At 66.2% G+C, this 22006-nt stretch carries 15 protein-coding genes and 1 pseudogene; all 16 read right to left on the bottom strand.

Annotated features, from left to right (window positions below):
• Positions 1–174 precede the first annotated feature (174 nt).
• The 16 genes and pseudogenes from ABKS89_RS25395 to ABKS89_RS25320 all read right to left on the bottom strand — a co-directional run bounded on the left by ABKS89_RS25395 (position 175) and on the right by ABKS89_RS25320 (position 21962).
• Entirely contained in the window at positions 175–612 is a 438-nt protein-coding gene (locus ABKS89_RS25395; RefSeq protein ID WP_138215907.1) for a type IV pilin protein, read from the bottom strand.
• Complete coding sequence (locus ABKS89_RS25390; protein WP_348587511.1) at positions 609–4580, bottom strand: pilus assembly protein; 3972 nt, start codon at positions 4578–4580, stop codon at positions 609–611. Before ABKS89_RS25390 ends, ABKS89_RS25395 begins: the two co-directional genes overlap by 4 nt.
• Before the next feature lie 10 nt (positions 4581–4590).
• Positions 4591–5169: a pilus assembly PilX family protein gene (locus ABKS89_RS25385; RefSeq protein ID WP_348587509.1), complete on the bottom strand. Its 579-nt coding sequence runs from the start codon at positions 5167–5169 to the stop codon at positions 4591–4593.
• Positions 5166–5927 carry a PilW family protein gene (locus ABKS89_RS25380; RefSeq protein ID WP_138215909.1) on the bottom strand — a complete coding sequence of 254 codons (762 nt, stop codon included), beginning with the start codon at positions 5925–5927 and terminating at the stop codon, positions 5166–5168. Before ABKS89_RS25380 ends, ABKS89_RS25385 begins: the two co-directional genes overlap by 4 nt.
• An 8-nt stretch (positions 5928–5935) precedes the next feature.
• Positions 5936–6472 carry a type IV pilus modification protein PilV gene (gene pilV / locus ABKS89_RS25375; RefSeq protein WP_138215910.1) on the bottom strand — a complete coding sequence of 179 codons (537 nt, stop codon included), beginning with the start codon at positions 6470–6472 and terminating at the stop codon, positions 5936–5938.
• Positions 6469–6951: a GspH/FimT family pseudopilin gene (locus ABKS89_RS25370; RefSeq protein WP_348587507.1), complete on the bottom strand. Its 483-nt coding sequence runs from the start codon at positions 6949–6951 to the stop codon at positions 6469–6471. The genes pilV and ABKS89_RS25370 overlap by 4 nt, the downstream gene beginning before the upstream one ends.
• Before the next feature lie 347 nt (positions 6952–7298).
• Positions 7299–10358 (bottom strand): multidrug efflux RND transporter permease subunit, encoded by a 3060-nt coding sequence (locus ABKS89_RS25365; protein WP_348587505.1) that lies wholly within the window; start codon positions 10356–10358, stop codon positions 7299–7301.
• Between the two features lie 86 nt (positions 10359–10444).
• A complete protein-coding gene (locus ABKS89_RS25360) occupies positions 10445–11566 on the bottom strand; it encodes an efflux RND transporter periplasmic adaptor subunit (protein WP_348587503.1) in 1122 nt (373 codons plus the stop codon).
• A 303-nt stretch (positions 11567–11869) separates the two neighbouring features.
• Positions 11870–12574, bottom strand: a complete 705-nt coding sequence (locus ABKS89_RS25355; protein WP_412548371.1) for a methyl-accepting chemotaxis protein — start codon at positions 12572–12574, stop codon at positions 11870–11872.
• 228 nt (positions 12575–12802) lie between these two features.
• A pseudogene (locus ABKS89_RS25350) lies at positions 12803–13012 on the bottom strand (methyl-accepting chemotaxis protein); the annotation flags it as partial.
• A gap of 726 nt (positions 13013–13738) precedes the next feature.
• Positions 13739–14833, bottom strand: a complete 1095-nt coding sequence (locus ABKS89_RS25345) for a DUF1513 domain-containing protein (protein WP_348587499.1) — start codon at positions 14831–14833, stop codon at positions 13739–13741.
• A 24-nt stretch (positions 14834–14857) separates the two neighbouring features.
• The gene (locus ABKS89_RS25340) at positions 14858–15919 is read right to left on the bottom strand and encodes an imelysin family protein (RefSeq protein ID WP_348587497.1); all 1062 of its coding nucleotides are present in this window, start codon (positions 15917–15919) and stop codon (positions 14858–14860) included.
• A gap of 15 nt (positions 15920–15934) precedes the next feature.
• A complete protein-coding gene (locus ABKS89_RS25335) occupies positions 15935–17359 on the bottom strand; it encodes a di-heme oxidoreductase family protein (protein ID WP_348587495.1) in 1425 nt (474 codons plus the stop codon).
• A 199-nt stretch (positions 17360–17558) separates the two neighbouring features.
• The gene (locus ABKS89_RS25330; RefSeq protein ID WP_138215918.1) at positions 17559–18899 is read right to left on the bottom strand and encodes an imelysin family protein; all 1341 of its coding nucleotides are present in this window, start codon (positions 18897–18899) and stop codon (positions 17559–17561) included.
• Between the two features lie 206 nt (positions 18900–19105).
• Complete coding sequence (locus ABKS89_RS25325; protein ID WP_138215919.1) at positions 19106–21187, bottom strand: putative bifunctional diguanylate cyclase/phosphodiesterase; 2082 nt, start codon at positions 21185–21187, stop codon at positions 19106–19108.
• Positions 21188–21380: 193 nt separating this feature from the next.
• The gene (locus ABKS89_RS25320; RefSeq protein ID WP_045211147.1) at positions 21381–21962 is read right to left on the bottom strand and encodes a superoxide dismutase; all 582 of its coding nucleotides are present in this window, start codon (positions 21960–21962) and stop codon (positions 21381–21383) included.
• Positions 21963–22006: the final 44 nt, after the last annotated feature.

Raw genomic sequence — 22006 nt, 5'->3', positions numbered from 1 at the left:
AGGAGCGGGCCATGCCCGCGACCGTATCCGGTGCGTGTCCATCCGGTGAGCCCAGTGCCGATCTGGCGCCGGCCCTGCCGGCGGATCGCGGGCATGGCCCGCTCCTACAGTGGAGCCCAAGCCGTCTGCGATTGACTCAGCACCGCTCCGCTCGATCAGGCGGCTGGTCGCGCCTCACCGCCAGCAATCACTCACACTGCCGGTGCCGCTGCTGCCCTTCTGGCCCTGGGCGGTCAGGGTCAGGTGCGTGCACTTGCTGTCGGTGAAGGTCGGGTTGGCCGTCAGCGTGTAGCCGCCGTCGCTGCTGCCGCCTCCCACTGTCAGGGTATACAGGCCGGTGGAGGAGGTGACGGTGCTGCCACTGGTGCCAGCCAGCTTCAGGTTGGCCACCGAAGACTGGTCGGTGACGTAGCCGGATACCGAGTTGAGCGCATACCAGCGCTCTTCCTGCGATGCGGCCTGGTTGAGCAGGGCCTGGCCTTCCGCGCGTTTGCCGCGCAGCACGTACTCCTGGTAGCTGGGGTAGGCGACGGCGGCGAGGATCGCCACGATCGCCACCACCACCATGAGCTCCATCAGGGTGAAGCCGTCTTGCCGGTAGTGCCTGTTCATTCCTGTTCCTTGATGTTCAGCCAGTTCTGCCGTCCGGAGCTGGCGCCGCTGGTTGCCACGCTGACGCAGCCGTCGCTGCCGCAGGCGTTGACGTTGCTGCTGCTGGCGCTGGTGCTGCCGACGGTGAAGCCGCCTTTCAGCCCGGACATCTGCAAGGCGGAGACGACGCTGCCGTTGTAGAGATCGTTGTCGTCCACCACGCCGTCGTTGTTCAGGTCCAGGGTGGCGAAGTCGGTGGCGCCGCCGGTGTACGGGTCGAGCGACATCAGCCAGGTGGTGACGCCGTCGGCGCAGGGGTCTTCGTTGGGCGTCAGGGTGCTGGCCAGCAGCACGCCGGAGGTGGCGTAGGGGTTGTTGACCACCATTTCGCCGGTGGCGGGGAGGTCCAGATACCAGCCGTACTGCGAGACGTTGCCGCTGCTGTCGTACCAGGTGACGGCGTTGTCGCTGACGGTGCGGATGGTCTGGCTCACCGCCGTGCCGTTGTTGTCGAAGGAAGTGGTCACCTCGCTCTGGGTGATGGTCTGCTGCTGCAGCTTGCTGCGGCTAAGCGTGGGCGTGGTGCTGGCGGCCTCGCCCGCGGTCTGCCGGTCCCAGATGCCGTAGAGACCCATCACCTGGCTGGTGTTGGGGTCGGCGTCGTCGGACTCGATGTACTTGCCGGTGCCGAAGATCACCAGGTAGCCGGTGCCGGAGCTGTGCTTGACCAGGTAGGGCGCGCTGGTGATGGGCTGCACCTGCCCGGCCGTAGTCGTCGCGCTGTACAGCGGCGAGCCGCCGAAGCCGACGCGGAAGCTGCTGGCGGTGGTGCTGGAGGTGAGGCTGCCGGAGCTGGTCAGGTCGAAGCGCCAGAGGTTGCCGTGCAGGTCGCCGGCGTAGACGTAGTCGGTGATCAGGTCGCCGTTGATATCGGCGGCGCGGGGGGTGGCCAGGCCATTGGCGGTGGTCTTGCCGTCGCTGACGGTAAGGGCCTTGATCAGGCTGCCGTCCTTCACGTCCATCAGGTAGAGCACGGCCTTGTCGTTGGCGCCGTTGTAGCCGTTGCCCAGGATCACCGCCCAGGTGCCGTTGTGCAGCAGGCTGATGGTCGGCCGCGAGTAGGTGAAGCCCAGTTCGCTGTAGTCGCTGTCGCTGTAGCTCTTCTCCCAGAGCAGCTTGATGTCGGCCGGGTCGGTGATGTCCAGGGCGAACAGCGCGCGGCCGCCGCCACGCAGAGTGCCGACCAGTACGGTGTGCCAGGCGTTGTCGTAGTAGACATCGGCAGTGACCGGCGACCCGTCCACGTAGTACTGGTGAGTGGCGCTGGTGTAGTCGCTGTCGCTCAGCTTGTAGAGGTTGCTGATCACCGCGCTGGGTACGTAGGCGAAGACTTCCTTACCGTCGGCATCGAAGGCATGCAGCATGCCGTCGTTGGCGCCGACATAGAGGCGCGTGGGGCGCGCGCTCCAGGTGCTCTTGAAGGTGGTGTACGAGGTGTCGGTGCTGCTGACGGTGGCGTTCATCAGCGAGGCCAGGCGGTTGGGCGGGCCGACCAGCACCGGCGAGGAATCGATGATGTCGCCCAGCACGGTGCTGCGGGTGCGCAGCAGCGTGCCTTCGTTGCTGCGGTCTCCGCGCAGGTAGGCCACGCGCTTCTCGCCATTGCTGTCGGTGACGCTGGCGAGGGTCTTGTTGAGGGTGGTCTGCTGGGCGCTGCTGAGGTTGCTCCAGGTGAAGTCCTTGAGCGTCCCGGCGGTGCTGCCGGCCATCTTCACGGTGCGCGTTGACCAGGCGCTGTTGCCGCTGCCGTAGGTGCTGTCCATCACGTCCTGGGCGCTCCAGACCGAGGTCTGGCTGCCGTTGGCGGTGTTCTGCAGGTACTTGATCAGGTCGCCGCTCCAGTCGGTGCTGGCGAACTTCGGGGTGTAACTGTACAGCTCGCTGTCGGCGGTGCTGCTGTCGGCATTGAGCAGCGGCGAGCTGACCAGCGCCGGTGCGGCGCCGGAGTCCTCGCGCTGGGAGATGCGGTTGACCACGTTCTGCAGGGCGGAGACCAGGTCATCGGGCGAGTCGACGCTGAAGAACTCGCCACGGGAGTCGACCGCCGCGTGCCACAGGTCGTAGACGTTGTTTGCGCTGCCTGACGAAGCCGCGGGCCAGCTCAGGGTACCGGCGGCCAGTTTGCTGTAGTCGCCGGAGTAGGTATCGCCGCCCCAGGCCGGGTTGGTCAGGCTGGTGGTCAGGCCCAGGCCGACGAAGTAGCTGACCATGTGCTGCCAGGTCGCCGGATCGTTCTTCGGGTTCCAGTACTGGGTGGTGGCGTTGCTGTTGCTCTCGGCGATGTAGGTGCTGACGTTGTTGGCGATGTTCGGCTGGGCGTCGGTGGCCCAGTACTTGAACGCCAGGTCGGCGAGGGTGTTGGAGGCGCTGTCCTTGTACGGTGCGCGTGCGCTGTAGGTCTGGCCGTCGGGCAGGGTGCGGCCGGTGCTGTCCCAGTCGCCGTGGCTGCCGGCGGTGTTCCAGATGCCGTCGGTGAGGGTGATGCTGTAGCTCGCCCGGCAGCTGTACAGCGGCGTTTCGCTGCTGCCGATGGAGTAGGCGTAGGGGCTGTACTTGCCGGTGACACTGAGCAGCGAACCGACGCGGTCGACGGCATCCAGCAGCGGGGTGCCCTGGTTGAAGTAGATGTCGCCGAGCCACTCGAAGAACTTCGCCCGGTGCGCGCCGGAGAAGGTGCCGAGGCGGTTGTCGTAGTAGCTGGTGCTGGTGTTGCTCAGCCCGCGGCAGTTGTAGCTCGACAGGTACGAGCTGCTGGTGATGCAGGTATCGCTGGTGCCCAGGGCCTGCCAGCTGAGGCGGGTGTTCTCCGGCAGCGAGACGAAGGCGAGGTTGGCGCCGGACTGGGTTGCCAGCTCACGGTTGCGGTAGAAGCTGTACCAGTTGGCGAAGTTCTGCCGCTCGTCACTGCTGTTGGTGCCGGAAGTGGAGGACACGGTCACCAGCTTGTAGCAGTTGTCGTCGTTGACGTTGCTGCTGCAACCGCTGAGCGCGGTGCTGTAGACGTAGTAGTACGCCGGCACTGCCGCCTTGGTGCGATCGGGGTAGGTGGTGGTCGTCGTCAGCGTGGTGGTGGCGGTCGAAGTCACCGTGTAGGTGGTGGTCTTGCCGCTGGTGGCGTAAGAGCAGCTGGCGGTCGAGTAGCTGACAGCGGTGGTGGTGCTGGAGGTGCTGCCGTCACTGTTGGTGGTAGTCGAGCCGGTGCTGGACTTCGGGTTGGTGATGGTCGCCGTGCAACTGCTGCTCTTGGTGGTGACCGTGTAGGTGCCGCCGCCGGTGAGCGATGCCGATTTGCCGGTGGAGGTGGTGGAGCCGCTGACGCTGGTGGAGCTGGTGGTGCTGGACGAGGTACTGCTCGAACTGAAGTCCGAGGACGGGTTCGCCGCCAGGTAGTAGACCTTGTCCGGGCTGTTGTAGGACGTGTAGCCGGTGTAGGTCCAGTAGGTGCTGTCGGTGGTCGCGCGGGCGGTGTCGTACTCCCAGGAGACCTTGTACGCCGAGCTCAGGTCGAAGCTGCCCTTGGCGCTCTTGAAGCCGTTCACGTAGGCCGTGGTGAAGCTGGTGGTCAGCGGCGTGTAGGTGGTGCTGGCGTTGCTGTAGCTGACGCTGTAGGGCGCCTGGTAGGTGACGTTGGGGTTGTAGTACAGCGGGTTGAAGGTCGACGACTTGGCGCGCCGGCTGGTGCGCACCTGGTCGGCGGTGTAGCCGTTGTAGGTGCTGCCGGTGGTGGGGTTCATGCCGTCGGGGGCGAAGCTCCAGCGCATGCTGTTGGAGTTGTCGATGGTCACCATGATGTTCGGCGCCACGCCCTCGGTGAGGAACAGCGGCTGCTGGCTCAGCGTCAGTGTCGCGGCATCGGTGGGCAGCGCGGTGGCGAGCAGAAGGCCGCCGAACAGGAACGGCAGGCAGGGCTGGGCGGGACGTCGGCTCACGTCGGGCTCCTCAGTAGTAGCGACGGATGGTGACGGTCTGCAGCACGCTCATCAGGCGCTGTCCGTCGGCGCGGGCGGCAGCGCTCACCCGGTAGTAATGCGGCCCGCGCCCCTGGGAGCGTTCGTCGGGGTCGGTGATCTGCACGTTGCCATTGGAGTCGGCCGGGTCGAAGGCGATGTAGGCGGCGTTCCAGCGCGGCACGGGGTCGAAGGTGGAGCTGCCGTCCATGCCCAGGTAGGCGATGGAGGTGGCATCGCTGCTCCACCAGTCGGCGCTGGCCTTGGTGTTGGAGGAGTACTTGTCGCTGACCAGGATGCACAGGTTGGCGTGCTGCGCGATGCTGGAGGCGCAGTTTGCCGAACCCTGGTCCAGGCTGGTCTGCGCGGCGAGCCGGCGCTCGCCCTCGCGCAGTGCCGACTCGGCGGCAGCCCGCGAATGCTGTTGCTCGCTGAGGTTGCCGATGATGCGGGTTTCAGTGGTGGTGCCGCGCATGCTGCTCAGGGCGATCAGGGTGCCGAGCAGCAGCATCACCAGGGCGATGACCAGGGTGGCGCCGCGTTGCGTGCGCAGGGTGTGTCGTGGGCTCATGGCATCAGGTTCCGCAGCATCACGCTGCCTTGGGCGATCTGGTAGACGTAGGCGGTGTTCTCGCTGAGGGTCGCGCCGCTGAGGGTTTTCCAGCGGCTGGCGATATCGCTGCTCATGCCGCCACGGGTCGACGCGCCGGTGGCCAGCAGAGCGGCGTAGCTGACCGCCTGGCTGTCATCGCTGCTGGCGGGCAGGGCGAACAGCGCAAAACCCGCCACGCCCGTGATCAGCGCCTGCGCGGTGGCGCCCTGGGCCGTGCAGGTGAGGGTGCCGTCCGCCGGCGTGCTGCCGGCGACATAGCTGATGCGCGTGAGCACGCGTGTACCGCGCGGGACGAAGGCGCCCAGGCAGTCGTACTGGTTGCCATTGGAGCCGGCGGCTTCCGTGGTGCTGTCGCTGGCGCCCTGGTAACGCAGGCAGACGCCCTTGCCATCGCTGCTCGCCTGGTAGGTCTGGCCGGCCTTGAAGGACGGGCAGCCGTTACTGCTGGCCAGCGCCGGGAAGGCCACTTCCAGGCTGTCCTGGGGCAGGTAGCGGTAGCCGGTGCGGGCCAGTTGCTGGTCCAGCAGCAGGAGCGTGTAGCGGGCGTTTTCCTGGTTGCCCAGTTGGCCCTGCTGGAACTGGAAGTGCGCCTTGTTGTTGATGTACAGCTCGGTGGCGCCGAGGATCAGCAGGCTGCCGATGGCCAGGGCGACCATCAGCTCTACCAGGGACAGGCCGGCCTGGTGTGCTTGTGCGGGGAGTGTTCTTGCGGGCATGCCGGACCTCAGAGTTCGCCGCGCAGGCGGTAGGTGCACAGGTTGTTGTCGCACTGGCCGCTGGGGTCGTTCCAGGCGAGTTGGATCAGCACGGCGGAGCTGGCGTCGTTGCTGCACGCGCCATCGGACTGGCTGGGGCAGATGGTGAAGCTGGCGCTGAGGATCGAGCTGGTCACCGGCAGCGTCGCCTGCACCGCTTGCAGCCAGCAGGCGAGATCGGCTTTCGCCACGTCGGAGCCGCCATTGCCGCGCTCGCGGGTGGCGCAATCGCTGCGCGACGCGGTGCCGAAGGCCGTGCCGGCGATCTTGTAGTAGGCCGAGCTGCTGCTGAACTTGTGGGTGGTGCTCAAGGCGTCCTTGGGGTTGCTGCGCATCTGCTCCAGCAACTGCTGGGCGAGCATGATCGCCTCGTTGCGCTGCACCGCATCCTGCGTGTAGCGCAGGCTCTTGCCCTGCAGTGCCGCCATGCCCAGGGCGCCGACGCTGACCAGCAGCAGGCTGATCAGCACTTCCAGCAGGCTGAAACCTCGCTGGGCGCGTCTCATGACGAACACTCCGCGGTAGTGCTGGTGATCTGTCCGCTGCTGGAGATGCTCAGCAGTCGGCCGCTGCTGCCGCTGCTGCCGCTGCTGGGGCACAGACGGATGCTCTGTGCAGCACCACTGAGAGTGCCGGCGGCGCGGAAGGTCAGGCTGCTGGCGCTGCCGGTCGCGGTCACCGCGCTGCCGCCGTTGATGCCCTCGCTGCCGTACTGGCGCAGGGTTTCGCTGCTGGTGGCGACGCTCAGTGCGCCGACCCAGTTGCCGCTTCCGGCAGTGACCGTCACGGCGCTGGCGCGGGTGATGGCTTCGCTGCGAGCGTACTGCAGCAGGTGGGCCAGTTCGCCGCTGGCGGCATCGACCTTGCTGCGCTGGATCAGGTCGCCGAACATCGGCGCGGCCAGTGTCGAGAGGATGGCCAGGACGGCCAGGGTGACCATCAGTTCGACCAGGGTGAAGCCTGGGCTTGGGGCGTTTGCCGGCATGGCGGGTTCCGACGTTGAGCCGGAGATTCCCGGCGAATGGCGCGCAGGGATACGCGATGCGTGTATGGGGAATTTAGAGGTTGTGTATCAACGCCGAGATAAAGGGGTGGGCGGTCGAAATGCGCGTATGAATGGTCTGTCAGAAGGCCGCTCAGATGACGAACTGGCGTGCCGATCCTGCAGGCGGGCCCCGACGTAGGAGGGCGTGGAGCGAAGCGATACCCATCGATCTCGCCCACCGGCAGCATGGGTATCGCTGCGCTCCACCCATCCTGCAAGGCAGCTCCGGATGTCCCGGTGGCGGAGCTGCTCAAAGAAAAAGCCCCGCATCTGCGGGGCTTTTTTCTTCAGTGCGCCGGAGCCGGCGCGGTGGCTTCGCCGGGTTTCTTGTCCGGCTTGGCCAGCAGCGTGTACACGCAGGGCAGCACGAACAGGGTGAACAGCGTCCCGACGCTCATGCCGGTGGCGATCACCACGCCGATGTCGAAGCGGCTCACCGCGCCGGCGCCGGTGGCGAGCAGCAGCGGGATCACGCCGAGCACCATGGCGGCAGTGGTCATCAGCACCGGACGCAGGCGGATTGCCGCGGCTTCCTCCACCGCCTCGCGCACCGACAGCCCGCGCTCATGGCGCAGCTGGTTGGCGAACTCGACGATGAGGATGCCGTGCTTGCTGATCAGCCCGATCAGCGTCACCAGCCCCACCTGGGTGTAGATGTTCAGGCTCGACAGGCCGAGGAACAGCGGGATCAGTGCGCCGCAGATCGACAGCGGCACGGTGACCATGATCACCAGCGGATCGCGGAAACTCTCGAACTGCGCCGCCAGCACCAGGAAGATCACCGCCAGTGCCAGGGCGAAGGTGATCATCAGCGCGCTGCCTTCCTGCACGAACTGCCGCGAGGCGCCGGCGTAGTCGAAGGAGAAGCCGCGCGGCGATTCCTGTTCGGCGATGCCGCGCACGGTATCGATGGCTTCACCCATGCTGACCATCGGCACGCCGGAGATGATCGCCGAGTTCAGCTGCTGGAACTGGTTGAGCTGGCGCGGGCGCGCGCGCTCGTGGAAGGTCACCAGGGTGGACAGCGAGATCAGCTGGCCGCTCTGGCTCTTCACGTAGTAGTTGTTCAGCCAGCTCGGGTTGTCGCGGTAGGCGCGCTCGACCTGGGCGATCACCTTGTAGCTGCGTCCGTCGATGGTGAAGCGATTGATCTCGCCTTCACCCAGCAGCGCTCCCAGTGCGACGCCCAGGTCCTGCATGGACACGCCCATCTGCGCGGCCTTGGCGCGGTCGATATCGACCACCAGTTCGGGCTTGTCGAAGGCCAGGTCGAGGTCGAGGAAGGCGAACTTGCCCGACTCTTCCGCGCGCTTCTTCACCCGCTCGGCCACCTGCAGCAGGGACTGGTAGTCGCTGGCGGTGTTGATTACGAACTGGAACGGCAGGCCCTCGCCGGTGCCCGGCAGCGACGGCAGGTTGAAGCCGAAGATCTGCAGGCCGGGGATCTTGTCCAGCTCGCCCTGCACCGCGTGCAGCAGTTCCATCTGGCTGCGCTGGCGCTCGTCCCAGGGCTTGAGCAGCATGCCGCCGATGCCGGTCTGCACGCCGTTGTAGCCGTTGATCTGGAACGCGGAATAATACTCGGGGAACTTGCGGAAGATGCCCTCGAACTCGGCGGTGTACTTCGACAGGTAGTCGAGGTTCGCCGTCTGCGGCGCGTTGGCCATGATGAAGACGATGCCCTGGTCTTCCTCCGGCGCCAGCTCCTTGTGGGTGAACATCATCAGCAGCGGGATGATCGCCAGCACCAGCAGGGCGAAGACGATCACCACCGGGCGGCTGTTCAGCGTGCCGTGCAGGGCGCGCTGGTAGCGCACCTTCAGGCCTTCGAAGATCAGGTCCAGGCGATGGGCCAGGCCGCTGGGGTTCTCGTCGTGGCGCAGCAGGCGCGAGCACATCATCGGCGAGAGCGTCAGCGCGACGATGCCGGAGATGATCACCGCGCCGGCCAGGGTGAAGGCGAACTCCTTGAACAGCGCGCCGGTGAGGCCGCTGAGGAAACCGATGGGGGCGTACACGGCGGCCAGGGTGATGGTCATGGTCACCACCGGTACGGCAATTTCCCGCGCGCCCTCGATGGCGCCCTGGAACGGCGACTTGCCCTCCTCGATGTGGCGGTGGATGTTCTCCACCACCACGATGGCGTCGTCCACCACCAGGCCGATGGCGAGCACCATGGCCAGCAGCGTCAGCAGGTTGATCGAGTAGCCCATCACCTGCATGAAGAACAGCACGCCGATCATCGACAGCGGGATGGTCACCACCGGGATGATCACCGAGCGGAATGCGCCGAGGAACAGGAACACCACCACGATGACGATCAGGATCGCTTCGCCCAGGGTCTTCACCACCTCGTCGATGGACGCCTGGATGAAGCGCGTGGCGTCGTAGGCGATGGACACCTGCAGGCCTGGCGGCAGCTGCTCTTCCAGCTCCGGCATCTTGGCGCGGACTTCCTTGATCACGTCCAGCGGGTTGGAGCTGGGCGTGCCCTTGATGCCGATGTACACCGACGGGATGCCGTTGAACGAGCTGACCGCGTCGTAGCTCGCCGCGCCCAGTTCGATGCGCGCCACGTCGCCCATCAGCACGCGGCGATCGCCTGCGGTCTTCAGCGGAATGGCGGCGAAGGCTTCCGGGGATTTCAGGTCGGTGGAGGCGTTCACCGAGGTGACCACCAGCTCGCCCTTCACCTCGCCGGCGGCGGAGAGGAAGTTGTACTGGCGCACCGCGTCGGCCACGTCGCCGGCGGTGATGCCGTAGGCGGCCATCTTCACCGGGTCCAGCCACAGGCGCATGGCGAACACCTGGTTGCCGAGGATCTCGGCTTCGGAGATGCCCGGCAGGGTGGCGAGCTTGGGCTGGATCACCCGCGACAGGTAGTCGGTGATCTGCGGGTTGTTCATCTGCTCGCTGAAGAAGCTGATGTACATCAGCGCCGAGGCGTCGGCCGCTTCCTTGTCCAGCACCGGGTCTTCCGCGTCGGGCGGCAACTGGGTCTTCACCTCGCCGATCTTCGACAGCAGTTCGGTGACCAGGCGATCGGAGTTGGCGCCGATGTGCGCGTAGATCGAGATCACCGAGTAGTTCTGCCGGCTCACCGAGGTCATGTAGTCGATGCCTTCGGCGCTGGCGAGGCTCTGCTGCAGCGGCTGGGTGATGTAGCCCTGGATGGTTTCGGCGTTGGCGCCGGCATAGAAGGTGGTAACGGTGATCAGCGCGTTTTCCATCTGCGGATATTCGCGGATCACCAGCTTGCTGAAGGCCTGCATGCCGAGCAGGACGATCAGCAGGCTGACCACGGTCGCCAGCACCGGGCGACGGATGAAGGGATCGGTGAAGCCCATAAGCTCAATCCTTTGTTGCGGGCGCCGGCCGATGTACGGCGGGGCCTGTGGGCGCGCGCTGATTCAGCAGCGCGCCGCCTGTGCGTTTACTGCGGGTCCTTGACGATGGCCACGGCGGTGCCGTTGTCCAGCTTGAGCTGGCCGGAGGTCACCACTTCTTCGCCGGCCTTCAGGCCCTCGAGGATCACCACGCTGCCTTCGCGGCGTTCGCCGGTCTTCACGAAGCGGCGTTCGACATCCAGCTTCGGGGCCTTGTCGCCGGCCTTGGCGTCTTCCGCCTTTTCGCCGTCCTTGGGCTTGTGCGGCACCACCACGTACACCGAGTTGCCATACAGGGTGAAGGCCACCGCGGTTTCGGGTACCACGACGCGCGGCGCGCTGTCCGGCAGCTGCACTTCCAGGTTGGCGAACATGCCCGGCAGCAGCTTGCCGTCGGGGTTGGCCATGCTGGCGCGGACCAGCAGGTTGCGCGTCTGGTTGTCCACGCGCGGGCTGATGGCGTCGATCTGCGCGTCGAAGCTCTGGCCCGGATAGGCCGCCACGCGCACCACGACTTTCTGCCCGCGCTTGAGCAGCGGGAAGTCCTGCTCGGGCAGGAAGAAGTCCACCTGCAGGGTCGTCAGGTCCTGCAGGGTGACGATCTCGGTGCCGGGGGACACGTAGTCGCCGACGTCCACCTGGCGGATGCCGATGGTGCCGGAGAAGGGCGCGAGGATGCGCTTCTTCGCCAGCGCCGCGCGCAGTTGCGCGACGGTGGCGGTGGAGCGGTTCAGCTGGGCGGCGAGGCGGTCGTACTCGCTCTTGGAAATGGCCTGGCGGCCCACGAGGCTCTTGCCACGCTCGTACTCGACCTGGGCCAGCCCGAGATCCGCCTCGGCGGTGCGCAGGGTGGCCTGCTCGACGTCGGATTCGAGTTGCACCACCGGCTGGCCGACCTTGACCTTGTCGCCGGAGACGAACTGCACCGCGCTGACGGTGCCGGAAACCTCGGCGGTCAGGGTCACGCCCTGGATGGCGCGCAGGGTGCCGATGGCCTGCAGGCGGCTCTGCCAGTCGCGTTCTTCGGCGTGGGCGGCGTTCACGCTCACCGGCGGACGCGGTGCCGAGAACATGGCGATCTGTTTCTTGATGGAGAGGTATTTCGAGCCGGCGAGCACCGCAACGATGACGGCAACTACGCCCAGCATGATCAGCATGCGGCGCAACATCTTCCTGTTCCTTGGTACGTGCCTGGCAGCAATCGGGCGCGATCGCTCGCCCACAAATTGCCGGGCGGCCTTCCGTTCGCGCAGATATCGATCAGGCTTTGAAGCCGATACGTGGGACGCCCCATTGCGGGGCGGAATTGCGCACCTTATGCCTGAATGCACGGCGAGTCAAAGGGCTGCGATTACAAGAGGTTTCCCACGAAAAGTAAGGTTGTTTGCGGAAGATGTGCGCTGGATCGGTGCGACGGAATCTGCTGGATAAATGTGCTGGAAGGAGAGCCACGTCCGTGTGGCTGAGAAGGATCAGGCGCTGAGCTTGCGGGTGACGTCCGCCAGTTCGCCGGAGAGGCCGTGCAGGTGGCGGCTGGCGCCCTGGGTACGCACCACGTTTTCCTCGTTGGTGGCGCCGATGGCGGTAATCTCGGTGAGGTTGCGCGAGATGTCCTCGGCGACCGAGGTCTGTTCCTCGGCGGCGGTGGCGATCTGGCGGTTCATGTCGCGGATCGCTTCCACCGCATGGGTGATGCTGCGCAGGACCTCGCCGGCCTGGGTGACGCGCTCCACGCCCTGTTCGCTGCGGGTCTGGCCGCTCTCGATGGCGCGCAGGGCGTTGACCGAGCCGGTCTGCACGGTGTCGATGATCTGGTGGATCTCGGCGGTGGACTCGGCGGTGCGCTGGGCCAGGGTGCGGACCTCGTCGGCGACCACGGCGAAACCACGGCCGGCTTCACCGGCGCGGGCGGCCTCGATGGCGGCGTTGAGGGCCAGCAGGTTGGTCTGGTCGGCGATCCCGCGGATCACTTCGAGCACCTTGCCGATGCGCCCACTGTCGCTTTCCAGGCGGCGGATGACTTCGGCGGTGTTGGCGATCTCGTTGCTCATCTCGGTGATGGTGACGATGGTGGTCTTCATCACTTCGCCGCCTTCCTGCGCGTGCTGGTCGGCATCGTCGGCGGCGCGCGCGGCGTCGGAGGCGTGGCGGGCGACTTCCTGGGCGGTGGCGGACATCTCGTGCATCGCCGTGGCCACCTGGTCGGTGCGCGAGAACTGTTCGCGGGTGCCTTCGGCCATCAGGGTGGCGATGGCGTTCAGCTCGCCGCTGGCGGTGTCCAGTTCGGTGGTGCTGTGTTTCAGGCGGGTGAAGGTTTCGGCCAGGAAGTCGCGCAGGGTATTGGCGGCGCGGGCCAGGCGGCCCAGTTCGTCGCGGCGGCTGGCGTCGACGCGCTCGCCGAAGTTGCCCTCGCTGAGCTGGGCGATGTGTTCGATCAGGCGGGCGATCGGGCCGATCAGGTTGCGGTTGACCAGCCACAGGCTCAACAGGCCCAGCACGAGGCCGGAGAACAGCAGGATCAGGCTGCCACTGATGACGGTGCTGTGGGCGCTTTCGGAAATGCTCCTGGCTTCCTGCTGGGCATCACGGTGCAGGCTGTCCACCAGGGCGGTCATCTGCTCGCTGGCGGCACGGTCGATGCCTTTCACTGCGGCGTCACCGGCGCGCGGGTCGCTGCCGGCAGCGAGGTAGGCGTCGCGGCCCTTGCGGTAGGCCTGGCCGAGCTGGCGGTGCTCGTCGCGCAGGCGGGTGACCTGGGCCTTGAGCTGCGGCTCGTCGGCGGCGTTCTGCTCCAGGCGACCGAGCACGTCCTGCACGGCGCGCTCCTGGTCCTCGAACTGGCCCCAGTATTTGTTCAGGTCGGCCGGCTGCTGACCGCGCAGCAGGACGTTCTTCCACTCCTGCACCTGGACCTTGAAGGCCAGGTTGGCCTGGTCGACCAGTTGCGAGGATTGCAGCGGGCCGTCCAGCAGGCGCTGGTACGCGCCGACGCTGCCGGAGAGGAAGTGGAAGCAGGCGAGGGCGATCAGCAGCACGAGCAGCAGGCTGCCGCCCAGCAGCGAAAGGATCTGGGTACGCAAGGAAGTGTTGGGGGACATCTTGGTTTACGCCTCTAAGACGCAGGGTGGGAATCGGTCAGCCTTTGCATCGGCCGCGTGGCGGTCTTCCTGAGGCCAGGGAGACAAGTGGTAGGGGGTTTCAGGCGCTCTGGTACGGGCGTTCTGGCGAATGTCGAGTGAGCGGCTGAGCAAACCTGTAGGAGCGGGCCATGCGCGCGATCGCGGGCATGGCCCGCTCCTACAAGGGAATGCCGGCGCTCAACCAGCGTTCACCGATCCTGTTCAGGCCAGGTGCAGGTGGTTGTCCCAGAAGGCCGGGGGCAGGTCCAGCGGAGTGCCGGCGATGCGCTCGCTGCGGCAGTCGTAAAAGCGGCAGCGGCCCTGGCCGGAGGTGACGACGAAGCCGTCCTTCACCGCGCCGACACCGGCGCAGTCGGGCAGCGGCGCGTCCAGGCGCACGGCGCCAGAGTCCAGGTCCCAGATGAAGAAGCGGTTGCCGCGCGGGGCGGTCAGGGCGACCAGGCGCAGGTCGTTGTGCACGGCGACGCTGGCGGTGTACTGGGTCATCGCCAGGCGCTGCTCATCGGCCAGCGGGAAGGCCTGGAAGGCCTCGCCGGGGCGCTTGATGGCAAGCAGGTCGGCGCGGTCATGGGAGTCGCCCATGTACTGCTGGCCGGCGACTATGGTGCCGTCCGCGGCGATGGCCAGGTGGCGCACGCTGTTCATCTGCTGCGGCAGGGTTTCCCTGGAGATCAGCGCGCCGTCGCGCTGCATCAGCACCAGGCTCGGCTCCATGGCGTCGAGGTTCATCTCCACGCGGCTTTCGGCCTCGGTGCGAATGCCGCCGTTGGCCACCACCAGGGTCTCGCCGTCGGGCATCCAGGACACCTGGTGCGGACCGAGGCCGTGGGTGGAGATCTCGCCGGTGTGGCTCAGGCGCTCACCGTCGAAGCGGTACACGCCGAGCAGGCCGCGACCCGGATCGGTGGTGTCGTTCTCGGTGGCGTAGAGCCATTCGCCGTCCTTGTGCCACACGCCGTGACCGTAGAAGTGGCGGTCGGCCTGCGAATCGACGGTCTGCAGCAGGCGGCCGTCATTCAGGTCGATCAGGTAGCTGTGCCGGCCCGGGCGGCGGGCGACGAACAGCGCCAGCGGCAGGCTGGGGTGCTGCACTACGTCGTGGCAGCGCAGGCCGACTTCGGTGGCGAAGGCGCAGCTGCCGTCCAGGCGATAGCCCACGGCATAGTGCTTGCCATCCGCGTCGTCACGGGCGGACAGCACCAGGGGCTCCTTGCCCTTGCGTGACAGCGTCCAGCCGCCGAAGGTCAGGGCGCCGAGCAGCAGGCTGCCCAGGCCGATCACGTGACGTCGCAACATGGCGTTCACCTCGTTCGCTCTCGATCAGTCGCCGTCGTTGGCGTTGAAGCCCAGCTGCACCCCGAGGGCCTTGGCGAGGTCTCCTTCGTGCAGACGGTGGACGACGTTGAGGCTGTCGTACAGGTCGTTCAGCTGCTTGAGGCCGGCTTCGTCCTTGAGCAGTTCGCTGAGCGGCTGGTTGATTGCCTTCAGCTTGCCGTGGACATCGGCGTAGGCCGCGTCGATCTTGCCGGCCAGCTCTTTCTGTTCGGCCGGCAGCAGGGCGCGCAGGCCCTTCTTGTCGGTGCCGTCCCACAGCGCCTGGGCGCCGGTCAGGCTGGAATCCAGGCTCGCCAGGGAGGCGTCGCTGCGCCAGCCTTCGGCCTGGAATGGCTGCGGAATGCCCTTGCTCTGGCGGCCCAGCGGGGTGCCGAGTTTCTTCTTCAGCATGTCCAGCGCGGTGACCTGCACGCGCAGCAGCTCGGCGATGGCCTCGTGGGCATCTGCGTAGCGCTCGTTGGGGAACTTGGAGAGCTGGGCGAGCATGCCGCCGTCCTGCTTCCACTGCGCCAGGATGTTTTCCGCCAGCGCCTGCTGGTGTTCGCCGATGGCTTCCAGCAGCGGGCAGTAGCGCGCCTTGGTCTCGGCGTTGGCGAGGTCGATCTTGGCGTCGTAGAGGATGTATTCGTAGGCGGTCAGGCCCTGCACCACGACGCTGGATTTATCCAGGGTCGCCGGGGATATCGCGTTGCCGCTGTTGAGCAGTTGCTCGACCTGGCGCGCCACGAGGTTCTTCTTGTCCGGCCAGAACTGTACCTGCCAGGAGCGGTTGCCCTCGGCCAGCGGGCCGACCAGCAGCGGCTGCAGCTCGGCCCAGGCCTTCTGCGCGACCATGAAGTCGGCGCGGGCCTTGGTCAGGTCTTCCTTGCCCTGGCAGTAGGCCAGGGCGCTGGCGGCCAGCGCGCGGTCGGCGTCGACCCAGCGGCTGTAGGTCGGCAGGATCACCTGCTGAGCCAGCGTGGCGCTGGTGGTGGCCTGCGGGTCGGTGGGCGAGCAGGCGCCCAGGGCGATGGCGAGGCTGGTGATCAGAAGTCGGGGGCGGAACATGGTGGGCTCGGCTCCTTAGAGTGAGTTCAGGAACGCCAGCAGGGCATCGCGCTGCCCGGCGTCGAAATTCAGTACGCGTTGCTTGGCCGCTTCGGCCTCGCCGCCATGCCAGAGCACGGCTTCGAGCAGGTTGCGGGCGCGGCCGTCATGCAGGAACTGGGTGTGGCCGTTGACCGTCTCGGTCAGGCCGATGCCCCACAGCGGCGCCGTGCGCCAGTCGCGGCCGCTGGCGAGAAATTCCGGGCGATTGTCCGCTAGTCCCTCGCCCATGTCATGCAGCAGCAGGTCGCTGTAGGGGCGGATGACCTGGTTGGCCAGTTCGGGCTCGGCGGCATTGGCGCCGGTGGTGAACTTGGGCGTGTGGCAGCTGGCGCAGCCGGAGTCGAAGAACAGGCCCTTGCCGGTGAGCACCTGTGGGTCGTCGACCTTGCGCCGCGCCGGCACCGCGAGGTTGCGGGCGTAGAAGGCGACCTGGTTGAAGATGTGCTGGCTGACTTCCGGCTTGCCGCCGTCGATGGCGTTCAGGCAGTCGACCTGGACCTTGGTGCAGTCGTCGCTGGGCAGCAGGTCGCTGGTCAGGCCCATGTCGCCGGAGAAGGCGTGGGCGTTCTGCTGGGCAACGTTGGGTTGCCCGGCCTTCCAGCCGAAGCGGCCGAGGACTGTCTGTTGTGTGGCATCGTCCCAGACCCGGTTCGGCCGGCCATGGATGCCGTCGCGGCCCTTGGCCTGGAGGTCCGCGTTGGCGAGGATGTCCGCCTCGCTGATGGACTCCAGCAGGCCTAGGCCGATCATCGGTGGGGCGACGCGGGCGGAGAACAGCGTGTCCTGGTGCATCGGGCCGTAGCCCAGGTCGCTGATGAGCAGCTTGGGCTTGCGCAGCTCGACCACGGTGCCGTCCTTGAAGCTCACCTTCACCGGCTCGTAGTCCACCCGCACCTTGCCCTCAGGCGCCACGCCGGGGATGGCCGAGTCCTGGAACTGGCCGCCGTACACCGGCTCGGGCACCACGCCCAGGCGCTTGATGGTTTCGACGTCGGCGGCGCCGGCGGGGATCGACAGGCGCACCAGCATCGACACGGCGTTGACGTCGTTCAGCTCCGGCGGATGGCCGCGGCCGTCCTTGATGTGGCAGTTCTGGCAGGCGTTGGTGTTGAACAGCGGGCCGAGGCCGTCGCGCGCGGTGGTGGTGGTCGGCGCGATCACCCAGGGATTGCGGAAGAAGCTGTTGCCCACGGCGAAGTCCAGGCGGCGACTCGGCGTGAGGTTGCCCGAGGGCATGGAATAAGCGTTGCGGTCGCTCTGTTTCACCGTGGTGGCGCCGCCGGACAACGCTTCGCCAGGTTCGGCCACGGCGTGCTGGGAGGTCTCCGGCTTGCAAGCGGCAAGGGCGAGGGCAGATAGCAGCGGCACGAGGCACAGGGCGGTACGGCGGGGCAGCATCGACGGGGTTCCGAAAGCGGTATATGGCAGCGCGCCATGGTATCAGGGGCGTCAAATGCAAATATGAAAAATTTGTATTTGAGAACGACATCGTTTGCCGCCCGGAAATAACAAAGCCCCGGAGTGCGGGGCTTTGCCTTGGTTCCAAGGTCACTGCGGCGTGGAGCCGCAGCGCCTGTAACCCTTCAGGACAGGCGGATCAGAACTGGTGATCGGCGTTGTCCGGCTTCAGGTCCTGCACGCCGACCGCGGTGGCGGCCTTCTCGATGGCGCCGGTCTGCTTGACCAGCGAGGCGATGGCGTCGCGGATCTTCTGCTGATCGTCCTTGTCTTCCGGAGCGATCATCTGGTCGAAGTGCACACCGTCCTTCTCGGCACGGTCGACGATGACCTGCATCTTGGCTTCGGTGTTGGCCAGGTCGGCCTTCAGGTCGGTGTCGGCCTGGGCGTCAGCCTTGGCAACCAGGTCGGACAGGCTCGGGCCCTTCACGACGCTGCCGTCGGTGCGCTTGTACTCGCCGGTGTAGATGTTGCGAATGCTCTTGGCGTTGAAGAACAGGGTGTTGTGGGTGTTGTCGCTGAAGCAGTCGTGCTCGTCTTCGGTGGAGTTGGCTTCCAGCGCGACCTTCATGCGCTCGCCGGCCAGCTCGCCCAGGGACAGGGAGCCCATGCCGAAGAACATCTTGCGCAGGTTGTTCTCGGCGGTGTCGGCCTCGACCTTGGCGCGGTAGTTGTCGGCGACGCCGGCCTTGAAGTTGCCGTGCATTTCTTCCAGGTCGGAAACCAGCAGGTCGGTGACGGCCTTCAGGTAGGCGGCACGACGGTCGCAATGACCGTTGGTGCAGTCCTTGCCCTGGGCGTAGTCGGTGTACTTGCGATCGCCTGCGCCCGGCTTGGTGCCGTTCAGGTCCTGGCCCCACAGGAGGAATTCGATGGCGTGGTAGCCAGTGGCGACGTTGGCTTCGGAACCGCCCAGCTCGTTCAGGCCCTTGAGCTTCTCGCCGGTGATTTCCTTGACGTCGATCTTGTCTTCGCCGACCTGGATCTCGGTGTTGGCGACGATGTTGGCGCTGGCGCCAGCGTTGCCTTCGGCGTGCTGGTAGTCCTTGGCGACGTAGTCGATCAGGCCTTCGTCCAGCGGCCAGGCGTTAACCGCGCCTTCCCAGTCGTCGATGATCGAGTTGCCGAAGCGGAAGGCTTCGCTCTGCGAGTAGGACGGGCGGGAAGCGATCCAGGCTTCGCGGGCGGCCTTCAGGGTTTCTTCGCTGGGCTTGGCGATGAGCGCGTCCACAGCGGTCTGCAGGGCCTTGGCGGTGGTCAGGGCGTCGCCGTAGGTGGCTTCGGCGATGTCCAGGTAGTTCTTCACCACGGCCTTGACCGCGGCCTCGTCGACCTTGGCAGCCGCTGCCGGGGCAGTGCTCTGGGTGCTGGCAGCCGGAGCGGCGGCGGCGGGGGCTTCGGCTTTCTTGTCATCGCCGCAGCCGGCGAGGGAGATAGCGATGGCGAGCAGGCTGGCAGTGGCCCAGGGCATACGAGTCATGACGGGTTCCTTTGCATGGAGAGGAGGCGCACGTAAAAAGGACTGCGCAAGAAAATCCGCAACATAATGCGAAAGATTTTCATTTTTGAAAAGGGCGTTCGATAGCGCCGTTTGGTCATGGGGCCAGCAAGTCGCCAGCAGAAGGGGAAGTACCATGTAGGAGCGGGCCATGCCCGCGACCGCGCACAGGGCGAGCCATCAGGAAATCAATGCCGCTCGACGGACCCGTTGGGATTGCCGCCGGCCGCTTCGGCCAGGCGCCGCGCCTGCTTGAGGTAGAGTGTCAGTTCGCGCGCCGGTAGCGGCTTGCTGTAGAGGTAGCCCTGACCTTCGTGGCAGCCCTGGGCGATGATGTAGGCCTCCTGCTCGACCGTCTCCACGCCCTCGGCGATCACCTGCATCCCCAGGCTCTTGCCCAGCTGGATGATGGCGCGAACGATGGTGGCGTCGTCGTCGTCCAGCAGCAGGTCCTGGACGAAGCTCTTGTCGATCTTGATCTTGTCCAGCGGCAGGCTCTTCAGGTAGCTCAGCGAGGAGTAGCCGGTGCCGAAGTCGTCGATGGCGATCAGCGCGCCTGCGCGACGCAGGCTGAGCAGGTGCTGGGCGGCGGTGGAGATGTCCTCCATCAGGCCGGTCTCGGTGACTTCCAGCTCCAGCGAGCGCGGCGGCAGGCGGTGCATCTGCAACAGGTTGCTGACCACCCGCGGCAGGGCATTGTGGCGCAGTTGCACGGTGGACAGGTTGACCGCCAGGCGCAGGTCGTCGAAGCCCTGGTCGTGCCATTCGCGCAGTTGCCGGCAGGACTGGTCGAGCACCCATTCGCCGATGCTGAAGATGCTGCCGTTCTGCTCTGCCAGCGGGATGAACAGGTCCGGCGCGACCCAGCCCTGGGTCGGGTGCTGCCAGCGCAGCAGCGCCTCGACGCCGACCACGCGGTGATCGCGGTAATCCACCTGCGGCTGATACACGAGGTGCAGTTCGTTGCGTGCCAGGGCCTCGCGCAGGTCCTTCTCCAGCTCGCGGCGGCGACGCATCTCGCTGTCGACGCTGGCGATGTAGAACTGGTAGCGGTTGCGCGAGCGGCTCTTGGCCAGGGTCATGGTCTGCTCGGCTTTCTGCAGCAGCTTCTCGGTGGTCTCGCCGTCCTCGGGGAACAGGGTGATGCCGATGGTGGCGCGCAGGTGCACCAGGTGCTGGTCGAGTTCGAAGGGCGCTTCCAGGTCGTCGAGAATCTGCTGGGCCAGTTCCGCCGCTTCGTAGGGCTGTTCGATGTCGGCCTGGACCAGGGCGAACTGGTCGCCGCCCAGCCGCGCCAGGGCGCCGAGGTGCGCGCTGCGAGTACGCAGGCGGTCGGCGAGGGCGATCAGCAGTTGGTCGCCGAACTGGTAGCTGTATTGCTCGTTGATGCCCTTGAAGTCATCCAGGCCCAGGCAGAGCACGGCGACGCGGCGTTGCAGGCGCGAGGCGCCTTCGAGGATCTGGTCCAGGCGCTGTTGCAGCAGCTTGCGGTTGGGCAGGCCGGTGAGGAAGTCGTACTGGGAAATACGCAGCAGGCTGTCTTCGGCCTCCCGGCGCAGATGTCCATTGCGCTCGATGGAGGCCAGCAGCTGGTTGGCCGTATTCACCCATAAACCCAGCTCGTCCTTCTCGTGGCCGTCTGGCATCGGCAGCTTGTGCTGGCTGGGACGATCCGGGTTGATCGAGGCAAGGTGCTCGATGATCTTGGACAGCGGCTTGGTCAGCAGCCAGTGGTAGACCATGAACAGCACCAGGCTCAGGGCCATGGCGCGGAGGATGCCGGAGATGAAGATGATCACCGAGGTGGCGACGAAGTCGTCGCCGTAGGGCGCGGTGTCGAGGGTGATCTTCAGGTCGCCATAGTACTCGTTGGAACCGCCGCGGCCGGCGAGGCGGATGGAGTAGTTCTGCTCGGCGCCGAGGATCGGGTCGGTCATCCAGCGGGTATTGGAGTCCAGCAGCGGGCGGGATTTCTCTGCCAGCATGGGTTCGTCAGGGTGGCCGATGGCGGCGTAGCGCACGGCTTCGTGCTGGAACAGGCCTTCGAGGACCTGCATCGCCATGTCGCGGTCGAGGCTGTAGACGGCCTGGGTAGAGGGATCGCGGACCATCGCCAGGATGCGCTGGGCATCGTTGTGCACGGCCTGGCGCGCCTTGTGGGCGTCATAGATGATCTGGGCACAGCTGAGTACCACCCCGACCACGAGGGCCGCGAGCAATACCATTCGCAGCAGCTTGAGGGAGAGGCTGTGCCGGGGATCCAGTTTCAAGGGCGTTCCTTGTTTCTCGCCAGGGGCGAACGACTGGGGCTGAGTATTGGCAATTGGCGCAATGACGTCAAAGGGCCATCGTTCTGTTTCGTGACTGTACCGGCCTTTCAGGTTAGCTGACACGAAGGTGTTACGCGCCCATTACGAAAAAACCCGGCGCGAGGCCGGGTTTTTCGTATCAAGCAGGGTACATTCAGGCAGCGAACTGTTCTGCCACGAAGTCCCAGTTGACCAGGTTCCAGAACGCCTCGACGTACTTCGGACGCAGGTTGCGGTAGTCGATGTAGTAGGCGTGTTCCCAGACGTCGCAGGTCAGCAGCGGGGTGTCGCCGCTGGTCAGCGGGCAGCCGGCACCGATGGTGCTGGCCAGGGCCAGGGAGCCGTCGGCTTTCTTCACCAGCCAGCCCCAGCCGGAGCCGAAGGTGCCGATGGAGGTCTTGCTGAACTCTTCCTTGAACTTGTCGAAGGAACCGAAGGCAGCGTTGATGGCGTCAGCCAGGGCGCCGGTGGGCTGGCCACCGCCGTTGGGGCTCAGGCAGTTCCAGTAGAAGGTGTGGTTCCACACCTGGGCGGCGTTGTTGAAGATGCCGCCGGAAGAGGTCTTGACGATGTCTTCCAGGCTCTTGCCTTCGAACTCGGTACCCGGAACCAGGTTGTTCAGGTTCACGACGTAGGTGTTGTGGTGCTTGTCGTGGTGGAATTCCAGGGTTTCCGCGGAAATGTGCGGCTCAAGGGCGTTCTTCGCGTAAGGCAGCGGCGGCAATTCGAAAGCCATGGTCTCTCTCCTATCTCACTCAGTCTGGGCTAGCGCGACGTGCG

The sequence above is a fragment of the Pseudomonas sp. LABIM340 genome, assembly GCF_040017195.2.
GTDB lineage: Bacteria > Pseudomonadota > Gammaproteobacteria > Pseudomonadales > Pseudomonadaceae > Pseudomonas.
The sequence above is the reverse complement of the archived record's forward strand: the minus strand, read 5'-3'. Positions and strand labels throughout refer to the sequence as shown.